This window comes from Mesorhizobium maamorense (assembly GCF_044998965.1).
GTDB lineage: Bacteria > Pseudomonadota > Alphaproteobacteria > Rhizobiales > Rhizobiaceae > Mesorhizobium.
This window is the reverse complement of record NZ_CP173356.1, coordinates 1,710,062-1,725,478: the sequence shown is the minus strand read 5'-3', so window position 1 is coordinate 1,725,478 and position 15,417 is coordinate 1,710,062. Positions and strand designations below refer to the sequence as shown.

16 protein-coding genes and 3 pseudogenes are annotated in these 15,417 nt (G+C 63.6%); 3 read left to right on the top strand and 16 right to left on the bottom strand.

Annotated features, from left to right (window positions below; genetic code table 11):
* Nucleotides 1-113: 113 nt before the first annotated feature.
* Both ACIU1A_RS08730 and ACIU1A_RS08725 read right to left on the bottom strand, forming a co-directional pair.
* Nucleotides 114-662 (bottom strand): DUF177 domain-containing protein, encoded by a 549-nt coding sequence (locus ACIU1A_RS08730; protein ID WP_140515709.1) that lies wholly within the window; start codon nt 660-662, stop codon nt 114-116.
* Nucleotides 659-1,207, bottom strand: coding sequence for a ubiquinol-cytochrome C chaperone family protein (locus tag ACIU1A_RS08725; protein WP_404927089.1), 549 nt, complete (start codon nt 1,205-1,207; stop codon nt 659-661). Before ACIU1A_RS08725 ends, ACIU1A_RS08730 begins: the two co-directional genes overlap by 4 nt.
* 114 nt (nt 1,208-1,321) lie before the next feature.
* On the opposite strand from ACIU1A_RS08725, the gene ACIU1A_RS08720 reads away from it, so the two are divergent.
* The gene (locus tag ACIU1A_RS08720; RefSeq protein ID WP_140494015.1) at nt 1,322-1,837 is read left to right on the top strand and encodes an outer membrane protein assembly factor BamE; all 516 of its coding nucleotides are present in this window, start codon (nt 1,322-1,324) and stop codon (nt 1,835-1,837) included.
* 243 nt (nt 1,838-2,080) lie between these two features.
* On the opposite strand, the gene ACIU1A_RS08715 is transcribed toward ACIU1A_RS08720, so the two are convergent.
* Both ACIU1A_RS08715 and ACIU1A_RS08710 read right to left on the bottom strand, forming a co-directional pair.
* Nucleotides 2,081-4,222, bottom strand: a complete 2,142-nt coding sequence (locus tag ACIU1A_RS08715) for a sodium-translocating pyrophosphatase (protein ID WP_140685744.1) — start codon at nt 4,220-4,222, stop codon at nt 2,081-2,083.
* A 230-nt stretch (nt 4,223-4,452) separates the two neighbouring features.
* Nucleotides 4,453-4,953, bottom strand: coding sequence for a DUF2165 family protein (locus tag ACIU1A_RS08710; RefSeq protein ID WP_140880502.1), 501 nt, complete (start codon nt 4,951-4,953; stop codon nt 4,453-4,455).
* Here ACIU1A_RS08710 and ACIU1A_RS08705 point away from each other — a divergent pair.
* On the top strand, nt 4,925-5,266 hold the full coding sequence (locus tag ACIU1A_RS08705) for a hypothetical protein (RefSeq protein ID WP_224519177.1): 342 nt from the start codon (nt 4,925-4,927) through the stop codon (nt 5,264-5,266). The genes ACIU1A_RS08710 and ACIU1A_RS08705 overlap by 29 nt on opposite strands.
* Nucleotides 5,267-5,291: 25 nt before the next feature.
* Here the strand turns inward: ACIU1A_RS08705 and ACIU1A_RS08700 are convergent, their stop codons facing one another.
* The 5 genes and pseudogenes from ACIU1A_RS08700 to ACIU1A_RS08680 form a co-directional block, all read right to left on the bottom strand.
* The gene (locus ACIU1A_RS08700) at nt 5,292-6,041 is read right to left on the bottom strand and encodes an ABC transporter permease (protein ID WP_140494023.1); all 750 of its coding nucleotides are present in this window, start codon (nt 6,039-6,041) and stop codon (nt 5,292-5,294) included.
* Nucleotides 6,038-6,976, bottom strand: a complete 939-nt coding sequence (locus tag ACIU1A_RS08695) for an ABC transporter ATP-binding protein (RefSeq protein WP_140515705.1) — start codon at nt 6,974-6,976, stop codon at nt 6,038-6,040. The genes ACIU1A_RS08700 and ACIU1A_RS08695 overlap by 4 nt, the downstream gene beginning before the upstream one ends.
* Nucleotides 6,973-8,136, bottom strand: coding sequence for an ABC transporter permease (locus tag ACIU1A_RS08690; RefSeq protein WP_404927088.1), 1,164 nt, complete (start codon nt 8,134-8,136; stop codon nt 6,973-6,975). Before ACIU1A_RS08690 ends, ACIU1A_RS08695 begins: the two co-directional genes overlap by 4 nt.
* A 97-nt stretch (nt 8,137-8,233) precedes the next feature.
* Nucleotides 8,234-9,145: pseudogene (locus ACIU1A_RS08685) on the bottom strand (ABC transporter substrate-binding protein).
* Nucleotides 9,146-9,223: 78 nt separating this feature from the next.
* Complete coding sequence (locus ACIU1A_RS08680) at nt 9,224-9,433, bottom strand: hypothetical protein (protein ID WP_181165181.1); 210 nt, start codon at nt 9,431-9,433, stop codon at nt 9,224-9,226.
* On the opposite strand from ACIU1A_RS08680, the gene ACIU1A_RS08675 reads away from it, so the two are divergent.
* Nucleotides 9,350-9,922 carry an NADPH-dependent FMN reductase gene (locus tag ACIU1A_RS08675; RefSeq protein ID WP_404927087.1) on the top strand — a complete coding sequence of 191 codons (573 nt, stop codon included), beginning with the start codon at nt 9,350-9,352 and terminating at the stop codon, nt 9,920-9,922. The genes ACIU1A_RS08680 and ACIU1A_RS08675 overlap by 84 nt on opposite strands.
* A gap of 14 nt (nt 9,923-9,936) precedes the next feature.
* On the opposite strand, the gene ACIU1A_RS08670 is transcribed toward ACIU1A_RS08675, so the two are convergent.
* From ACIU1A_RS08670 to ACIU1A_RS08640, 7 genes and pseudogenes are all read right to left on the bottom strand, one after another.
* Nucleotides 9,937-11,151 carry an MFS transporter gene (locus ACIU1A_RS08670; RefSeq protein WP_404927086.1) on the bottom strand — a complete coding sequence of 405 codons (1,215 nt, stop codon included), beginning with the start codon at nt 11,149-11,151 and terminating at the stop codon, nt 9,937-9,939.
* Nucleotides 11,148-11,648: a transcription antitermination factor NusB gene (nusB, locus tag ACIU1A_RS08665; RefSeq protein ID WP_140494035.1), complete on the bottom strand. Its 501-nt coding sequence runs from the start codon at nt 11,646-11,648 to the stop codon at nt 11,148-11,150. The genes ACIU1A_RS08670 and nusB overlap by 4 nt, the downstream gene beginning before the upstream one ends.
* On the bottom strand, nt 11,645-12,139 hold the full coding sequence (ribH, locus tag ACIU1A_RS08660; protein WP_140494037.1) for a 6,7-dimethyl-8-ribityllumazine synthase: 495 nt from the start codon (nt 12,137-12,139) through the stop codon (nt 11,645-11,647). The genes nusB and ribH overlap by 4 nt, the downstream gene beginning before the upstream one ends.
* 237 nt (nt 12,140-12,376) lie before the next feature.
* A complete protein-coding gene (locus ACIU1A_RS08655; RefSeq protein WP_140494039.1) occupies nt 12,377-12,994 on the bottom strand; it encodes a riboflavin synthase in 618 nt (205 codons plus the stop codon).
* Nucleotides 12,995-13,005: 11 nt separating this feature from the next.
* Nucleotides 13,006-14,129, bottom strand: a pseudogene (gene ribD, locus ACIU1A_RS08650) (bifunctional diaminohydroxyphosphoribosylaminopyrimidine deaminase/5-amino-6-(5-phosphoribosylamino)uracil reductase RibD).
* 2 nt (nt 14,130-14,131) lie between these two features.
* Nucleotides 14,132-14,612 (bottom strand): annotated as a pseudogene (nrdR, locus tag ACIU1A_RS08645) (transcriptional regulator NrdR).
* A 139-nt stretch (nt 14,613-14,751) separates the two neighbouring features.
* Nucleotides 14,752-15,342, bottom strand: coding sequence for a hypothetical protein (locus ACIU1A_RS08640; protein WP_404927085.1), 591 nt, complete (start codon nt 15,340-15,342; stop codon nt 14,752-14,754).
* Nucleotides 15,343-15,417 lie beyond the last annotated feature (75 nt).

Here is a 15,417-nt window from a genome sequence, read left to right as displayed (position 1 = left end):
TTCATCTCACGGTTTTGCTTAGGCGGCGGATCGTTTTAGTGATCGCGAAGGTTCGGCGAAAATAGCGGTTTTGGACATTCGCACAACCGACTTTTCCGTCGCGGGCGAGGTTTTCAGGATTTTCCCAACAGCGACCGCAGTTTCTGCTGAAATTCATTCTCCACCGGTTCGGCCTCGCGGCCGGCATCCAGCGACGCACCCGGCTTGCGCGGATAAGGATCGATGGCCAGTCCGAAGAACTGCTCGGCGAGTGCCCCGACATCGATCGTGTCGCCTGAAAATGTTTCGGGACTGTCAGGTCCATCCGCGTCGAGCAGGATCTCGCCGCCGCCTTCGAATCCCTGTCGTCCAAGCTTGGAATCCTCGGGCAGGAACAGAGCCTCGAATGATTCGTCGATATGCGCCCCGACCGGATCGAGCGTGACGATACAGGCCTGGGTGATGTCGGCCTCGACCCGGCCGCTGACCTTCACGCCATTGCGTTTCCACGGCGTCACCAGGAATTCGGCACGGTAGGCTTCGACCGAGAGCAAGCTGTGCTCTTCGGCGAGTGTCGCGCGCTGGGTGGCGTCGGCCTCGATGACCACCGGCAAGCCCTTCTGCGGCAGGCGGGCGACGTTGGCAAAAAACGATACCGGACTTTGCGGGTCGGCGTGCTTCATCGATCTGCCTCCTGGGCGAGCGGAAAGGTCACCGTGCCGGAGACGATCGCCCGGCACGGCTGCGTGGCCAGCCGGTTGCGGGCATCGGCGACATAGTCGGACAGTCGTGACGCTTCCGCCCAGGCCGCAGCGTCGGGCCGGACATTGCGTGCAAGGGCGGCGGTGAGCCCATCATGATCATTGCGCTCCAATGCGTCGCCATAAGCGGCGGTGCGGCCATAAAACATCTTCGCCAGCTTTTTCATGCGCTTGGGCACTCCGACATCGCCAATGCCGAGTTCCCGCAGCGAATGGTCGACGTCGAGAAAAAACTCGTCGATCAGCACCTGCGCGATCTCCTGCGCCACGCCGTCTTCCCCACGCAGCCGGTGCTGGACCAGGAACATGTGCAGCGACAGCATTTCGAAACGCCCAAGCGGCGTGTCCGGCACATTCCAGTGGGAATAAAATACGGTCTGCCGCGCGGCCGCCACGATTTGTGCGTAAAGCGCGTCGGTGATGGCGCGGTTGGCGTGGCGTTCGCGACCAAAAAGGCGCTGGAACATGGGGATGGTCTCCGGGGACCGTTTGTTGAATTGGCCTTGTTGCATCGGCAAGCAAGCTGGTTTACCGGTTTTGCGGCCCAGCGCAAGTTGCGGCGATATAATGGAGAATTGTTGTTGCGCGCGCTGAATTTCAAGTCGACCTTCTCTTCCAGGCCCGCTGGCGCGATCTCGCTGCTGGCCATCATTGCGGCGCTTTCGGCCTGCAACAGTTCCAAGATGATCGGTGATCTGAACCCCAGCGAAACGCTGACGCAGGGGTATGTCATCGATCAGCAGGCGATCGATTCGGTGCCGGTCGGCTCAAGCCGCGAGCAGGTGCTGCTCGCGCTCGGCACGCCCTCGACGACGGCGACCTTCGACAATGAAGCCTTTTACTACATCTCGCAGACTCGCAAGCGCTATGTCGCCTTCGACAAGCCCCGGCTGATCGATCAGCATGTGCTGGCGGTTTATTTCGGGGCCGATGGGCGGGTCACCCAGATCGCCAATTACGGCCTGAAGGACGGCAAGATCTTCGACTTCATCTCGCGCACCACGCCGACTGGCGGCAAGGACCAGAACTTCCTCAGCCAGATCATCAACGGCGCCAGCAAGCTGGCGCCCGGCATTCCCGGCGGCGGCACTCCCTGATCTCAGACCCGCCTCCCCTTGGGGATGGCAGCACCATCTCAGGCGACCAAAAACCCGTGGGAGCGATCCCACGGGTTTTTGTTATCATGGGGCGGGAGAGGCCGGCTCGTGGGCGATGGGCAGACAGCGACGGCAGGACGCGGACGCAGCCGTTGAAATTCGTTTTCCGCGTTCCAAAACCGCCGTCAAATAAAAACCCGCGGGGATTGCTCCCCGCGGGTTTTCAATGTCGAGCTTTGCCGCTCAGCCGTGCGCCAGCACCGCCAGCAGCAGGAGCGCCACGATATTGGTGATCTTGATCGCCGGGTTGACCGCCGGGCCGGCCGTGTCCTTGTAGGGATCGCCGACCGTATCGCCGGTCACCGAGGCCTTGTGCGCCTCGGAACCCTTCAGGTGCTTGATGCCGTCCTTGTCGGTGAATCCGTCCTCGAACGACTTCTTGGCGTTGTCCCAGGCGCCGCCGCCCGAAGTCATCGAGATGGCGACGAACAAGCCGTTGACGATGACGCCGAGCAGAGAGGCGCCGAGAGCCGCAAAGGCCGACGCTTTCGAGCCCGAGATCAGCAGCACGCCGAAATAGACGACGAGCGGCGCCAACACCGGCAGCAGCGACGGGATGATCATTTCCCGGATCGCCGCCTTGGTCAGAAGATCTACCGCGCGCGCATAGTTCGGCTTGGACGTGCCGGCCATGATGCCCGGGTCGTCACGGAACTGCTTGCGCACCTCCTCGACAATGGCGCCCGCCGCGCGGCCGACGGCCGTCATGGCGATGCCACCGAACAGATACGGGATCAAGCCGCCGAAGATCAGGCCGGCGACGACGTAGGGGTTGGAAAGATCGAAGGAGACCTCGCCCATGCCCTGGAAGTAGGGATATTTGTCGCCATTGGCGGCAAAGAATTTCAGGTCGTTCGAATAGGCCGCGAACAGCACCAGTGCGCCGAGGCCCGCCGAACCGATGGCATAGCCCTTGGTCACCGCCTTAGTGGTGTTGCCGACCGCGTCGAGCGCGTCGGTGGAGTGGCGCACTTCCTTGGGCAGGCCGGCCATTTCGGCGATGCCGCCGGCATTGTCGGTGACCGGGCCAAAGGCATCGAGCGCGACGATCATGCCGGCAAGGCCGAGCATGGTGGTGACGGCGATCGCCGTGCCGTAAAGGCCGGCGAGCTGATAGGTCGAGATGATGCCGCCGACGATGACGATGGCCGGCAGTGCCGTCGATTCCAGAGAGACCGCAAGGCCCTGGATGACGTTGGTGCCGTGCCCGGTCACCGACGCCTGGGCGATCGAGTTGACCGGACGCTTGTTGGTGCCGGTGTAGTACTCGGTGATCACGACGATGAGACCGGTCACCACGAGGCCGATCAGGCCGCAGATGAACAGGTTCTTGCCGGTGATGACCATGCCGGCGACAGTGCCGACCTCGCCCCAGCCAAGCGTGGCCGAGGTGGCGACGCCCAAGCCCACGATGGACAACAGGCCGGTGACGATCAGCCCCTTGTAGAGCGCGCCCATGATCGAACCGTTGGAGCCGAGCTTGACGAAGAAAGTACCGACGATCGAGGTCAGGATGCAGGCGCCGCAGATAGCGAGCGGATAGAGCATCGCGGCACTCAGAACCGCGGTGCCGCCAAAGAAGATGGCGCCCAGCACCATGGTGGCGACGACTGTCACCGCATAGGTCTCGAACAGGTCGGCCGCCATACCGGCGCAGTCGCCGACATTGTCGCCGACATTGTCGGCAATGGTGGCGGGGTTGCGCGGATCATCCTCGGGAATACCAGCTTCGACCTTGCCGACCAGATCGCCGCCGACATCGGCACCCTTGGTGAAGATGCCGCCGCCGAGACGGGCGAAGATTGAGATCAGCGAGGCGCCGAAGCCGAGCGAAACCAGCGAGTCGATGACGATACGGTCATTGGGCTGAAGCCCCATGAAATGGGTGAGGATCAGGTAGTAGATCGACACGCCAAGCAGGGCAAGGCCGGCAACAAGCATGCCGGTGATGGCGCCCGACTTGAATGCGATGTCGAGGCCGGCGGCAAGGCTGTTGGAAGCGGCCTGTGCCGTGCGAACATTGGCCCGCACCGAAACATGCATGCCGATGAAGCCGGCCGCGCCCGAAAGCACGGCCCCGATCAGGAAGCCGATCGCGGCGGTGACGGACAGCAGCCACCAGGCGAGCAGCAGCACGACCACGCCGACGATGGCGATGGTGGTGTACTGGCGCGCCAGATAGGCTTGCGCGCCCTCACGGATGGCGGCGGAGATTTCCTGCATGCGTGCATTGCCCTGGTCCGACGCGAGGACCGAACGTGTCGCCCAGATGGCGTAAAGGACAGAAAGCAGGCCGCAGGCGATGACGGCGGAAATTATGGTCATGCCGGGTTTTCCTCGATTGCTGGCCCAAAAGAACCCCTCCCTGGGCCGTTGAGACAAAGACGGAATCCCGTGCGCGGAATCCCCCTCTTCGCAGCGGTGTATGCGAAACAGGGCCGCGAACGTCAAGATATTGTTCGGTTTTTGCCCGGCTTTCGCCCAAAAGAGCCAGACGGCGGCAGGTGTCGCCATGCCGCTGCTGCTTTATATCGATTGAAATCACGGATCAGCACTCAGGTTTGGCGCAGATCACCGTCTGGCTGGACGACGAAGATCAGCACCGCCAGCATGGTCATGTAGAACATGAATGCCTTCTGCTGGCCGTTCCAGATGCTCGATTGCCACATGGCGAACCACTCGCCGCCCACCACCATAAATCCAAGATACCAGATCAGGAATCCCATCGTCGCGGCGATAACGGCGAATTTCTTGGCATCGTTGAAAACCTCTCCGCTGGCATTGCGCGCTTGCCACAGGTTCCAGGCCGCGATCAGGTAGAGCAGACAGGTCAGCGCCTCGCCGGCGATGATGAGCCAGTAGCCCGTCGTCCATAGCGAGGGGTTGGTGATCGAGCGATACATCAGCGCGTTGCCGGGAAAGGTCGTGTCCATGCTCAGCACGTGCTGGACAAAGGCGAAGTTTGAGCCGTAATCGGTGACGTTGCCGAAAGCGACAAGAAAGGCGAAAGCCGCCAGACAGAGACACATGACGATCTTGGAGAAGCGCAAGGTCATGGCAAGAACTCCTGCTGAAGGATCGGGGCATCGGCCCAATCAATCGCCGAGTCCCGAAGATCGCGCAACTGGCAGGCGGGTGTTGATTACGCTCACGGCCAGCGCAAGACATTATGCCGGCAAGCAAGTCATCGCCGAACCCATCGAGGCGCTCCAGCTCGGCAGCGATTGCGCCGTGGGTGATCTTGTCTCGCTCGTGAAAGCCGGCACACAACACGACTTTGCCGTCATCTGCCGCCGCTGGATCTGCAAAGAGCAAGGCATCGAACTCGAACTGACGCTCGACCACCCTGCCCGTTCAAGTGGACGTTGAAAGATCGGAGCACCGGGACGGAAGCCTACTCGGCCTGGCGCCCCATGCGCCGCGCCGCATAGCGTTCGACCGCCGACAATCCATCATAGATCAGCACGGCCAAGGCGGCGACGATCAGGCCGCCCTGCAAGATGAAAGCGAGATTGTTGGACAAGAGCCCGGCAATGATCACCTCGCCCAATGTCTTCGCTGCAACCGTCGAGCCAATGGTGGCGGTGGCCAGGCTGATAACCACCGACAGCCTTATGCCGCCGAGGATGACCGGCGCGCTGAGCGGCAATTCGACCTTCAGCAGCCTTTGCCAACCGGTCATGCCGGCACCGCGCGCCGCTTCCATGACATTGCCGGGCAACGTCGTCAGGCCGGTCAGCGCGTTCTCGAAGATCGGCAGCAGACCATAGAGGAACAATGCGATCAGCGTCGGCTTCTCGCCGAACCCGACCGCCGGCACGGCAAGCGCCAGCACCGCCACCGGCGGGAAAGTCTGGCCGATATTGACCAGGCTGCGTGACAGCGGCAGGAATTCGGCGCCGGCAGGCCTGGTGACCAGGATGGCGAGCGCGACCGCCACGATGGTGGCGGCGAGCGTGGCGATCAGCACGGTGCGCAGGTGCAGCAGCATCAGCGTCAGCAGGCTACCCTGATTGTAGATCACAGGCGCGCCGTTCTCGGTCAGCGGCTTGAGCAGCGGCTCGAACCAGCCGGGACTGGTGACGAAAGCGACCAGCAGCACCACCAGCGCAAGCCTGAGCAGCAACGGCAGCCAGGCTTTCATGCCGGCCTCGCCGCACGCTTCACCAAGCCGTCGACGGTAACGCGACCGAGCGGCTTGCCGTCGGCATCCTTGACCGGCAGCGCCGGGCGGCCGGACCAGAGAAGTTCGGCCAGCGCGTCGCGCTGGCTGGCGTCGCCAGGAATCGCCTCACCTTCGGCCGCGCCCTTTTCGACTGCGTCGCGCACGCGGCCGAGCGACAGCAGCCGGAACGGTTTTTCGCTGGCGCCGACCAGGGTCTCGACGAAGCCGCTGGCCGGCCTCGCCAGTATCTCCGCCGGCCTGGCATATTGTACCAGCTTGCCGGCATCCATGACGGCGATCTTGTCGCCCATATGCACGGCCTCTTCCATGTCGTGGGTGACGAGGATGATGGTGGTGCCGAAGCGCCTCTGGATCGCAAGAAGGTCTTCCTGCGCCTTGGTGCGGATTATGGGGTCAAGCGCGCCGAACGGCTCGTCCATCAACAGCACGTTGGGTTCGGCCGCGAGCGCGCGGGCGACGCCGACGCGCTGCTGCTGGCCGCCGGAGAGCTCGTGCGGGTAGCGCGGGCCGTAGGCCTGCGGGTCGAGCTGATAGAGCGTCATCAGTTCGTCGACGCGCGCCTTGATGCGATCCTTATCCCAGCCAAGCAGCACCGGCACGGTGGCTATGTTCTGCGCCACCGTTCGGTGCGGGAACAGGCCGTGGCCCTGGATGGCGTAGCCGATGCTGCGCCGCAGCTCGTAGCCGGGCACCGAGCGGTTGTCGGCGCCGTCGAGCTTGATGACGCCGGAAGTCGGCTCGACCAGCCGGTTGATCATGCGAAGCAGCGTCGTCTTGCCGGAGCCCGAGGTGCCGACGATGACGCAAAGGGTGCGGGGCTCTATGATCATCGAGACTTCATCGACCACCGTGGTCGCATCGTAGCGCTTGGTAATGCCTTCGATCTCGATCATGCGGGGTCCGCCCTGCGCTTGGTTGAGGTCATTTCGATCACCGCGTCGAGAATGATGGCAGCAGCGAAGGCGAGCGCAACCGTCGGCACGGCGCCAAGCAGCACCAGGTCCATCGCGGTCTGGCCGACGCCCTGGAACACGAACACGCCGAAGCCGCCGCCGCCGATCAGGGCGGCGATAGTGACGAGGCCGATGTTCTGCACAAGCACGATGCGGATACCGGTGAGGATCACTGGGAAGGCCAGCGGAAACTCGACGCCGAACAGGCGTTGGCGATCCGTCATGCCCATGCCGCGCGCCGCGTCATTGGCGGCACGCGGCACACCGGCAAGGCCGACCACGGTATTGGCGACGACCGGCAGCAGCGAATAGAGGAACAGCGCCACGAACGCAGGTGCCGTTCCGATGCCGCGGATACCGAGCGCGGCCGCTCCCGGCACATGCGCCGCCACCCAGCCGAGCGGTGCGATCAGCAGGCCGAACAGCGCGATCGAGGGAATGGTCTGGACGATGTTGAGCACGTTGAGCACGCCGGCGCGCAGGCGCTCGACGCGATGGCACAGGATGCCAAGCGGCAGGCCCAGTATCACCGCCGCCGCCAGCGAACCAAGCGCCAGCGTGACATGTTTGGCGCCCTCGGCCCAGAAACTGTCGGCACGGTTGAAATATTCCTTGAGGATCGAAAGGCTGTCCCAGGATCCCGATATGAGCAGCAGCCCGATGGCGAGCGCGGCAACGACAAGCACGCCGACACGTGACCAGGGAGACAGGTTCATTCTCGTCAGCACGTCGGCCAGCAGGAGGGTAAAGGCGAAGATCAGCAGCCAGAACCCGGAGGCGGGCGAAACGCGTGCGAAGGTATTGCCTGCCGGGGTCAGGAATGTCCCGGTGACGCCGATCAACAGCGCGAGAGCCGCCAATGTCACGACGCTGGCGGCCAGGCGCAGCACGAGCGGCGTCTTGAACAGCGCTACAAGCGCGGCCACGACAACGATGGCCAAAAGCAGCGGGCCGGCCAGTGCCGGAAGTGCCTCAACGATCGAGCGCGCCTGGCCGGGCACGATGCGATTGGCGCGGAACGTGGCGAAAGGAGCGGCGAAAACCGCATAGGCAGCGATCGCGGCGATGACCACGCCGAGCTTGTCGAAGCGGAGGGTCATGGGGCGCATCTGCGCAGAGCGGCGTCACCAGAACGCAATGCAGTTGCAGAATTGTGAACTCTGCGCAAGGCCAGCATCACGGTCAGCCAAGCGCTGTCTACTTCAAGAACCCGTTCTTTTTCAAAAGTCTTCCGCCACACCCTTGACCGGCTCACCGCCGACCTGGACGCGGCCGTTGAGTTCCTTGCAGCGTGATGAGGTCGAGCTTGGCGAAGACCGGCTTCAACAACGTCTCGATCTCGGGATGCTCCTTCAGCACCGCCTCGCGGATGATCGGCGCCGGCTGGTAGACCGGCTGCACGCCCTTGTCGTCGTCGAGCACGACCAGCCCGGAGGGCGCGATGCCGCCGTCAGTGCCGTAGACCATGGCGGCGTTGGCGCCATTGGTCTGGTTGGCTGCCGCCGCGATGGTCGCGGCCGTGTCGCCGCCGGAGAGCGTGATCAACTGGTCAGGCTTCAACGTGAAGCCGTAGGTGGTCTGGAGCGCCGGCAGGGCCGCGGCTGAATTGACGAACTCGGCCGAGGCCGCGAGCACCACCTTGCCGCCGCCGGCGACATATTTGCCGAAGTCGGACAGGGTGGCGAGCTTATTGGTTTCGGCCACCTCCTTGCGCAGTGCGATCGCCCAGGTGTTGTTGGCCGGCGACGGCGACAGCCAGACGATCTTGTTGGCGTCGTAATCGAGCTTCTTGGCCGTCTCATAGGCCTTGGCGGCGTCCTTCCAGACCGGGTCGTCGGCCTTCTCGAAGAAGAAGGCGGCATTGCCGGTGTATTCGGGATAGATGTCGATCTCGCCGGCGGTGATCGCCTTGCGCACCACCGGCGTGCCGCCGAGCTGGATGCGGTCAGTGGTCTTGATGTTGTTGGCGTTGAGGACGAGCTGGATGATGTTGCCGAGCACGCCGCCCTCGGTGTCGATCTTCGAGGAGACGACCACCTGAGCATTCGCCGATGCTATCGCAATACCGAGCGCGAGCGCCGCGCCAGCCAGAAGCTTGATTGAAAACATTGTAAAATCCCTTGCTGTGAACCGGAATTCGGTGCCGCATATGAGCACGGCTCCAACGTCTCGTCGGGGCACACGGTTTCATAACAAGTGGTACAGACGCAATATTTTTGTTCGGAAGGCCAATTGCGACGCGACGCTGGCGATCTGCTGCCATCTGGCGGATAATGCGGTGAGGGTGCGGGTGGCAAACACGGAGAGCGTGTCATGGCCATACACAAAGTCGGTTACCTCATCGGCAGTCTTGCCCGGGAATCCATCAACCGCAAGCTCGCGAAGGCGCTCGTTCAACTTGCCCCTCCCGAACTCGACATGACCGAAATCGCCTTCAAGGATCTGCCACTGTACAGCTACGACTATGACGCCGACTTCCCATCGGCAGCCCGGGATTTCAAAAAGGCGATCGCCTCCGTGCAGGCCGTATTGTTCGTCACCCCGGAGTACAACCGCTCGATCCCTGGTGGATTGAAGAACGCAATCGACTGGGCCAGTCGGCCCTACGGCAAGAATTCGTTCGCGCGCAAACCGTCGGCCGTCATCGGAACATCGCCGGGCGCCATCGCGACCGCCGTCGCCCAACAAAGCCTTCGAAGCGTTCTGAGTTTCTGCAATTCGCCCCAGATGAACGCGCCTGAAGCCTACATACAGTTCACGCCGGGGCTGATCACCGACGACGGCGAGGTGACGGTCGAATCCACTGAGGACTTCCTGCGCAACTACATGGCTGAGTTTCACATGTTCATAGCGCGAGTGCTTCAGGTTCTGCCGCCGGACGCATAAATTCAAATTGGGCGTCAAGCCAGACGCAAGCTCGCAATCCTCAGCGCGCCGAGCGCGACGAAGCATAGCACGGTGACGGGAAAGATCATCCAGTTCAGCATGGTCCAGCCCCAGGCATTGTAGACCATGCCCGACATCAGCGAGGCGCAGGCCACGGAGCCGAACAGGACGAAGTCGTGGAACCCCTGCACCTTGCCCTTTTCGGAAGGCCGGTAGCTTGCCGCGACCATGGCCGTGGCGCCGATGAAGCCGAAATTCCAGCCGAGGCCGAGCAGGATCAGCGCCGTCCAGAATTGCCATAGCGCCAAGCCGGACAGCGCGACGACCGCACAGCCGATCAGCAGCAGGAGGCCGACCGCGACAATGCGTTCAGCACCGAAGCGATGGATCAGCGATCCGGTGAAGAAGCTCGGCCCGAACATTGCCATGACATGCCACGAAATGCCGAGCGTCGCATCGTCCTCCGACAGGCCGCAGCCGACCATGGCGAGCGGCGCGCCGGTCATGACGAAGCTCATCAGGGCATAGCTGCCGACCGCGCAGAAGAGTGCCGCGACGAAACGCGGCTGCGTGACGATCTCGGCCAAGGGCCGGGCATCGCTGCCGGCAATTTCCGTTCCGCCGGCGGCGGCCCTCGCCGGCAGGCGCAGCAATGACAGGATCGCCGCGCCGACGGCGGCTAGCACCAGGATGGATGCGAACGAACCGGCAAACATCACCGGTGCGAACAACTCGCGGGTGAAGATGACGATCTGCGGTCCCAGAATGGCGGTGATGATGCCGCCCGCCAGCACGAAGGAGATGGCGCGCGCCTTGAACTGCGGCGGCGCATTGTCGGCGGCGGCAAAGCGGAACTGCTGGACGAAGGCGCCACCGACACCGATCACTGTCAGGCCGAAGGCAAACAGCCAAAAACTGCCATGGAAGAGTGCCAGCGTCGCGACCAGACCGCCAAGCGCGGTGACGATCGTACCGGTCATGAAGCCGCTGCGCTGGCCCATGGCGCGGATGATGGCCGCCGCCGGCAGCGCACCGAGTGCCACGCCGAGATTGAAGCCGGTGATCGGCGCCGTCGCCAGCGACTTGTCCGGGCCGAGCAGATATTGACCGGCAAGCGCGCCCATGGAGATGGCGATGGGCGCTGCCGAACCGATGATCGCTTGCGAGGCGGCGAGGATCAACGCGGTGCGCCGCGCCTCCCTGGCCGCCTCGATGGCGACCGCCGTCATGAAGCGTCCTTGCCGCGTCCCTCGCCACGCACCCGACGGGAGACGCGATCGAGCACGGCGTTGACCAGCTTCGGCTCGTCTTCCTCGTAGAAAGCCTTGGCGATATCGACGTATTCGGAAACGATCACCGCCACCGGCACGTCTTCGCGCTTCATCAGTTCGTAGACACCGGCGCGCAGGATTGCGCGCAGTGTCGAATCGAGGCGCGACAGCGGCCAGTCATCGGTCAGCGCCTGGCGGATAACCGGATCGATGGTTTTCTGGTCCTCGACGACACCGGTGAGGATGGCGCGGAACCATTGGGCATCCGCCTCGCGGTAAAGCGCGCCATCGACTTCCTTGCCAAGGCGAAACGCTTCGTATTCGGCAGTGATCTCGAAGACGCCGCTGCCGGCGACATCCATCTGATAGAGGGCCTGCACGGCGGCAAGCCGCGCCGCGCCGCGCTTGTTGGCGTGGCGCACCGTGGGCTGTCCGGGCGAAGCGGGGTCGCTCACGATCGCGCTCCCAGTCGTTCCTTGAGCGCGATCATGGTCAGCGCCGCGCGCGCGGCAAAGCCACCCTTGTCGCCCTCCGAACGCTTGGCTCGCGTCCAGGCCTGCGCGTCGTTTTCCGTGGTCAGGATGCCGTTGCCGATACAGACCGAGTCCTGCACGGACAGGTCCATCAGTGCGCGGCTGGATTCATTGGCGACGATATCGAAGTGGTAGGTGTCCCCGCGGACGACGGTGCCAAGCGCGACGAAGCCGTCATAGTTCATGCCGCCTTCCGCCGCGCCGTCCAGCGCGAAGGTAATGACGGCGGGAATTTCGAGCGAACCTGGAACGGTGACGACGTCGTAGGTCGCACCCGCTTCGTCAAGCGCGCTCGTCGCGCCTTCGAGCAGCGCGTCGGCAAGATCGTCGTGGAAGCGTGCCTCGATAACGAGAAGGTGGGCCTTCTTCTTCGGGCGAATGAACGCTTTGCCGTGTTGGGATGTGCCAGCCATAAATGTCTCCGGGATCGCCGGTGACTTAGGCCGAAGCCGGATTGATCGCAAGCACAAGATTGCCTCATTGGGACGGGGTACCGAGATCGGACAGTCTGTAGCGAGGCTTTGAGCCCAGGCAACAATGGCGTGGGCCACTACTCCGCCAGCATCTACATCGGCCACCCCAGCCGCGCTTGCACTTTGGAATTCCTGTTTTCCATCACCGCTAGTTCCTCATGAACAGCTCGGCGATGCTCAAAGCCCCTCTTTCGCCGCTTCCGCCAGGCGCGCCGCATAGCGGGCCATGGTATCGATCTCGAGATTGACGCGGTCGCCGACCTGGCGCTCACCCCAGGTGGTGACGGTCAGCGAATGGTGGATCAGAAGCACGTCGAAGCGGGTGCCTTCCACCTTGTTGACGGTGAGCGAGGTGCCGTCGAGCGCGACGGAGCCTTTCGGCGCGATGAACTTCGCCAGCTCGCGCGACGCTTCCAGCGTGAAGCGCACCGCATCGCCCTCGTCCTTGCGCTCGACGATCTCGGCGGTGCCGTCGACATGGCCCGACACGATATGGCCGCCAAGCTCGTCGCCGATCTTCAGCGCCCGCTCAAGATTGATGCGCGTGCCTGACTTCCAGCCCATCGCCGTCGTCAGCCGGAGCGCCTCCTCCCAGGCCTCGACTTCGAACCAGCGCGCGTTCGAGCCGCTGTCGGGCAAGGCCGTCACGGTAAGGCAAACGCCGCCGCATGATATCGAGGCGCCGATGGCGATGGTTTCGGGATCATAGGCGGTGTCGATACGCAATCCCACGCCTTCCCGCAGCGGCTTGACGGCCGCGACGGTACCTATGTCTGTAACAATGCCGGTAAACATCGGTGTTGATCCTAAAAGTCTCTTATCCACTCGGCGTAGCTGTCCTCGCCGAACCGCATCTCGCGCAGTTTGCGAAATCCCGCTGGGACATGGTTGGCATCGATGGGCGATGCAATGCCCCCTTGCCGATCGCCTCCGGCCCCCGGAACAGCACGATGCGGTCGACCAGGCCTTCCGACAGGAAGGCGCTGGCCACCCTGGCTCCGCCTTCGACCAGCACGCTGGCCATGCCGAGCGCGGCAAGATCCTCGAGCAGTTCCGGCAGCGCCACGCCGCCTGCATGCGTCTCGGTGCCGATGAAACGCACGCCGGCGCGTTCGAGCGTTGCCCGCCGCAGAGGATCGGCTTCCAGGCAAGCCGCGACGTAGAGCGGCACCCGGTCGACACCGGACACCAGTTTCGAAGTCTCAGGCAGCCTGATCTGCCTGTCGAGCACAATGCGCGCCGGCGACCGGTTCTCCAATCCCGGCAAGCGCACCGTCAGCGCCGGGTCGTCCTCCAGCGCCGTGCCAATGCCGATCAGGATGGCATCGGCTTCGGCGCGCATTAAATAGACTTCACGGCGCGCAATGTCGCCTGTGATCGACACCTGCCCAGCCCCTTCCATGCCGATCTTGCCGTCGCTGGAAAGCGCTAGCTTGAGAGTCACTTCCGGCCGTTTCCTAAGCGATCGAATGAGATAGCCGGCCATCTGCTCGGCGGCCTCCGCCGCCAGGACATTCTCCACAACCTCGACGCCCGCGGTGCGCAGGATCGCGTAGCCTTGGCCTGACACGCGCGGATCGGGGTCGCTGGCGGCGCCAACGACGCGCGCGATGCCGGCAGTGACCAGTGCATTAGCGCAAGGCGGCGTGCGTCCGTGATGCGCGCAAGGCTCCAGCGTGACGTAGGCGGTGGCGCCGCGCGCCAGTTCGCCCGCTTCGGCGAGCGCCTCGGTCTCGGCATGCGGGCGGCCGCCGACAGCGGTGACGCCGGTGCCGACAATCATCGGGCCCAAGCCATCGTCGCGCACGATGAGTGTGCCAACGGAAGGATTGGTTGAGGTCCGGCCCGCATTCCTGCGCGACAGTCTGAGTGCGGCTGCCATGAAACGGCGGTCAAGGGCTGCCTGTCCGGCCTCGCTGCGTTCCGCCATGCTCAGCCAGCGTCCTCTTCGCTCTTGTCCTCGTCGCCTTTCAATTCCCCCAGCAGCTCATGGAAATCCTTGGCCTCGCGGAAATTGCGGTAGACCGAGGCGAAGCGGACGTAGGCGACGTCGTCGAGCGACTTCAGCGCTTCCATGACCAGCCGCCCAACCTCGCCCGAGGCCACTTCGGTCTCGCCGGAGCTTTCCAGCTGGCGCACGATGCCGGTCACGGCACGATCGATGCGCTCGGGATCGACATTGCGCTTGCGCACCGCGATCTCGACGGAGCGCAAGAGCTTGTCGCGGTCGAAAGGCACTTTTCGCCCCGACTTCTTGACCACGACGAGGTCGCGCAACTGCACGCGCTCGAAGGTGGTGAAACGGCCGCCGCAATCGGGGCAGACGCGACGCCTGCGGATCGCCGCGCCATCCTCGGCGGGGCGCGAGATCCTTCACCTGCGTATCTTCGGACTGGCAATAGGGACAGCGCATTGAGAGCCTTGGGTTCACGAATCTGGTGAGGCGAAAAGGCTTAGAGCCTTTTGCCACGATGGCAAGGCACGCAGACCCTTTCGCGTCAGAGATAGCGAGCCGCGAGGCAGATTGCCAGCACCCGCCTTCGCGCGCTTGGCTAGGGTGCAACGTCCTTGGTCGGAAAGCCGCATGATGTGCCGAGGTTGCGGTAGGCTTTAGTGAAGCCGTCCATCGGAATGCTGGCGAAAGCCTCTTTGCCGAAAGCGACATCGAGCGAGGTGACTTTGCGCATGGCTCGCAAGAGCGCGAGAGTGGTCTTGGGCTGGTTGTCGACCGTCCAGCTGGGACGGCCGTTCACGGCATCGTTCGAATAGACGGTGGCGGAAACCTTGACGCCAGGATCACCAAAAGTCGCGGCGATCTTCTTGCCAGTGGGCAGGTTCCGGTTGTCGACAATAAGCATGATGGCCGGGTAGGCGTCCGGCGGCATGGCGTCGCCGTTCGAGATCGACAGCGTCAGCGTGCCCGAATTGCCGCTGGCATCGAAAAAGGCAGTCGAAGCGGCGCAGGTCTTGCGCGCATCCTGCCCGGTGTCGAGCGTATCAACGATGGTTGTCCATCTGCCGAACGTAGCGGTGGCGGGCATTTCTGGGGCGGGTTGGGTCTGCGCAAGGGCAGCGCCGGGCAATGTCAGGAAAACGCCCAGCAAGCCATGGGCGCCAAGAGTGGCGGGGCGGAAATTACGCATCGTCTGGTCTCCAGTTCGGCGCGTCGACCGATCGGGGGTCGGCGCGCCGCTGGCGGATAAGAGATGACGCGTGGC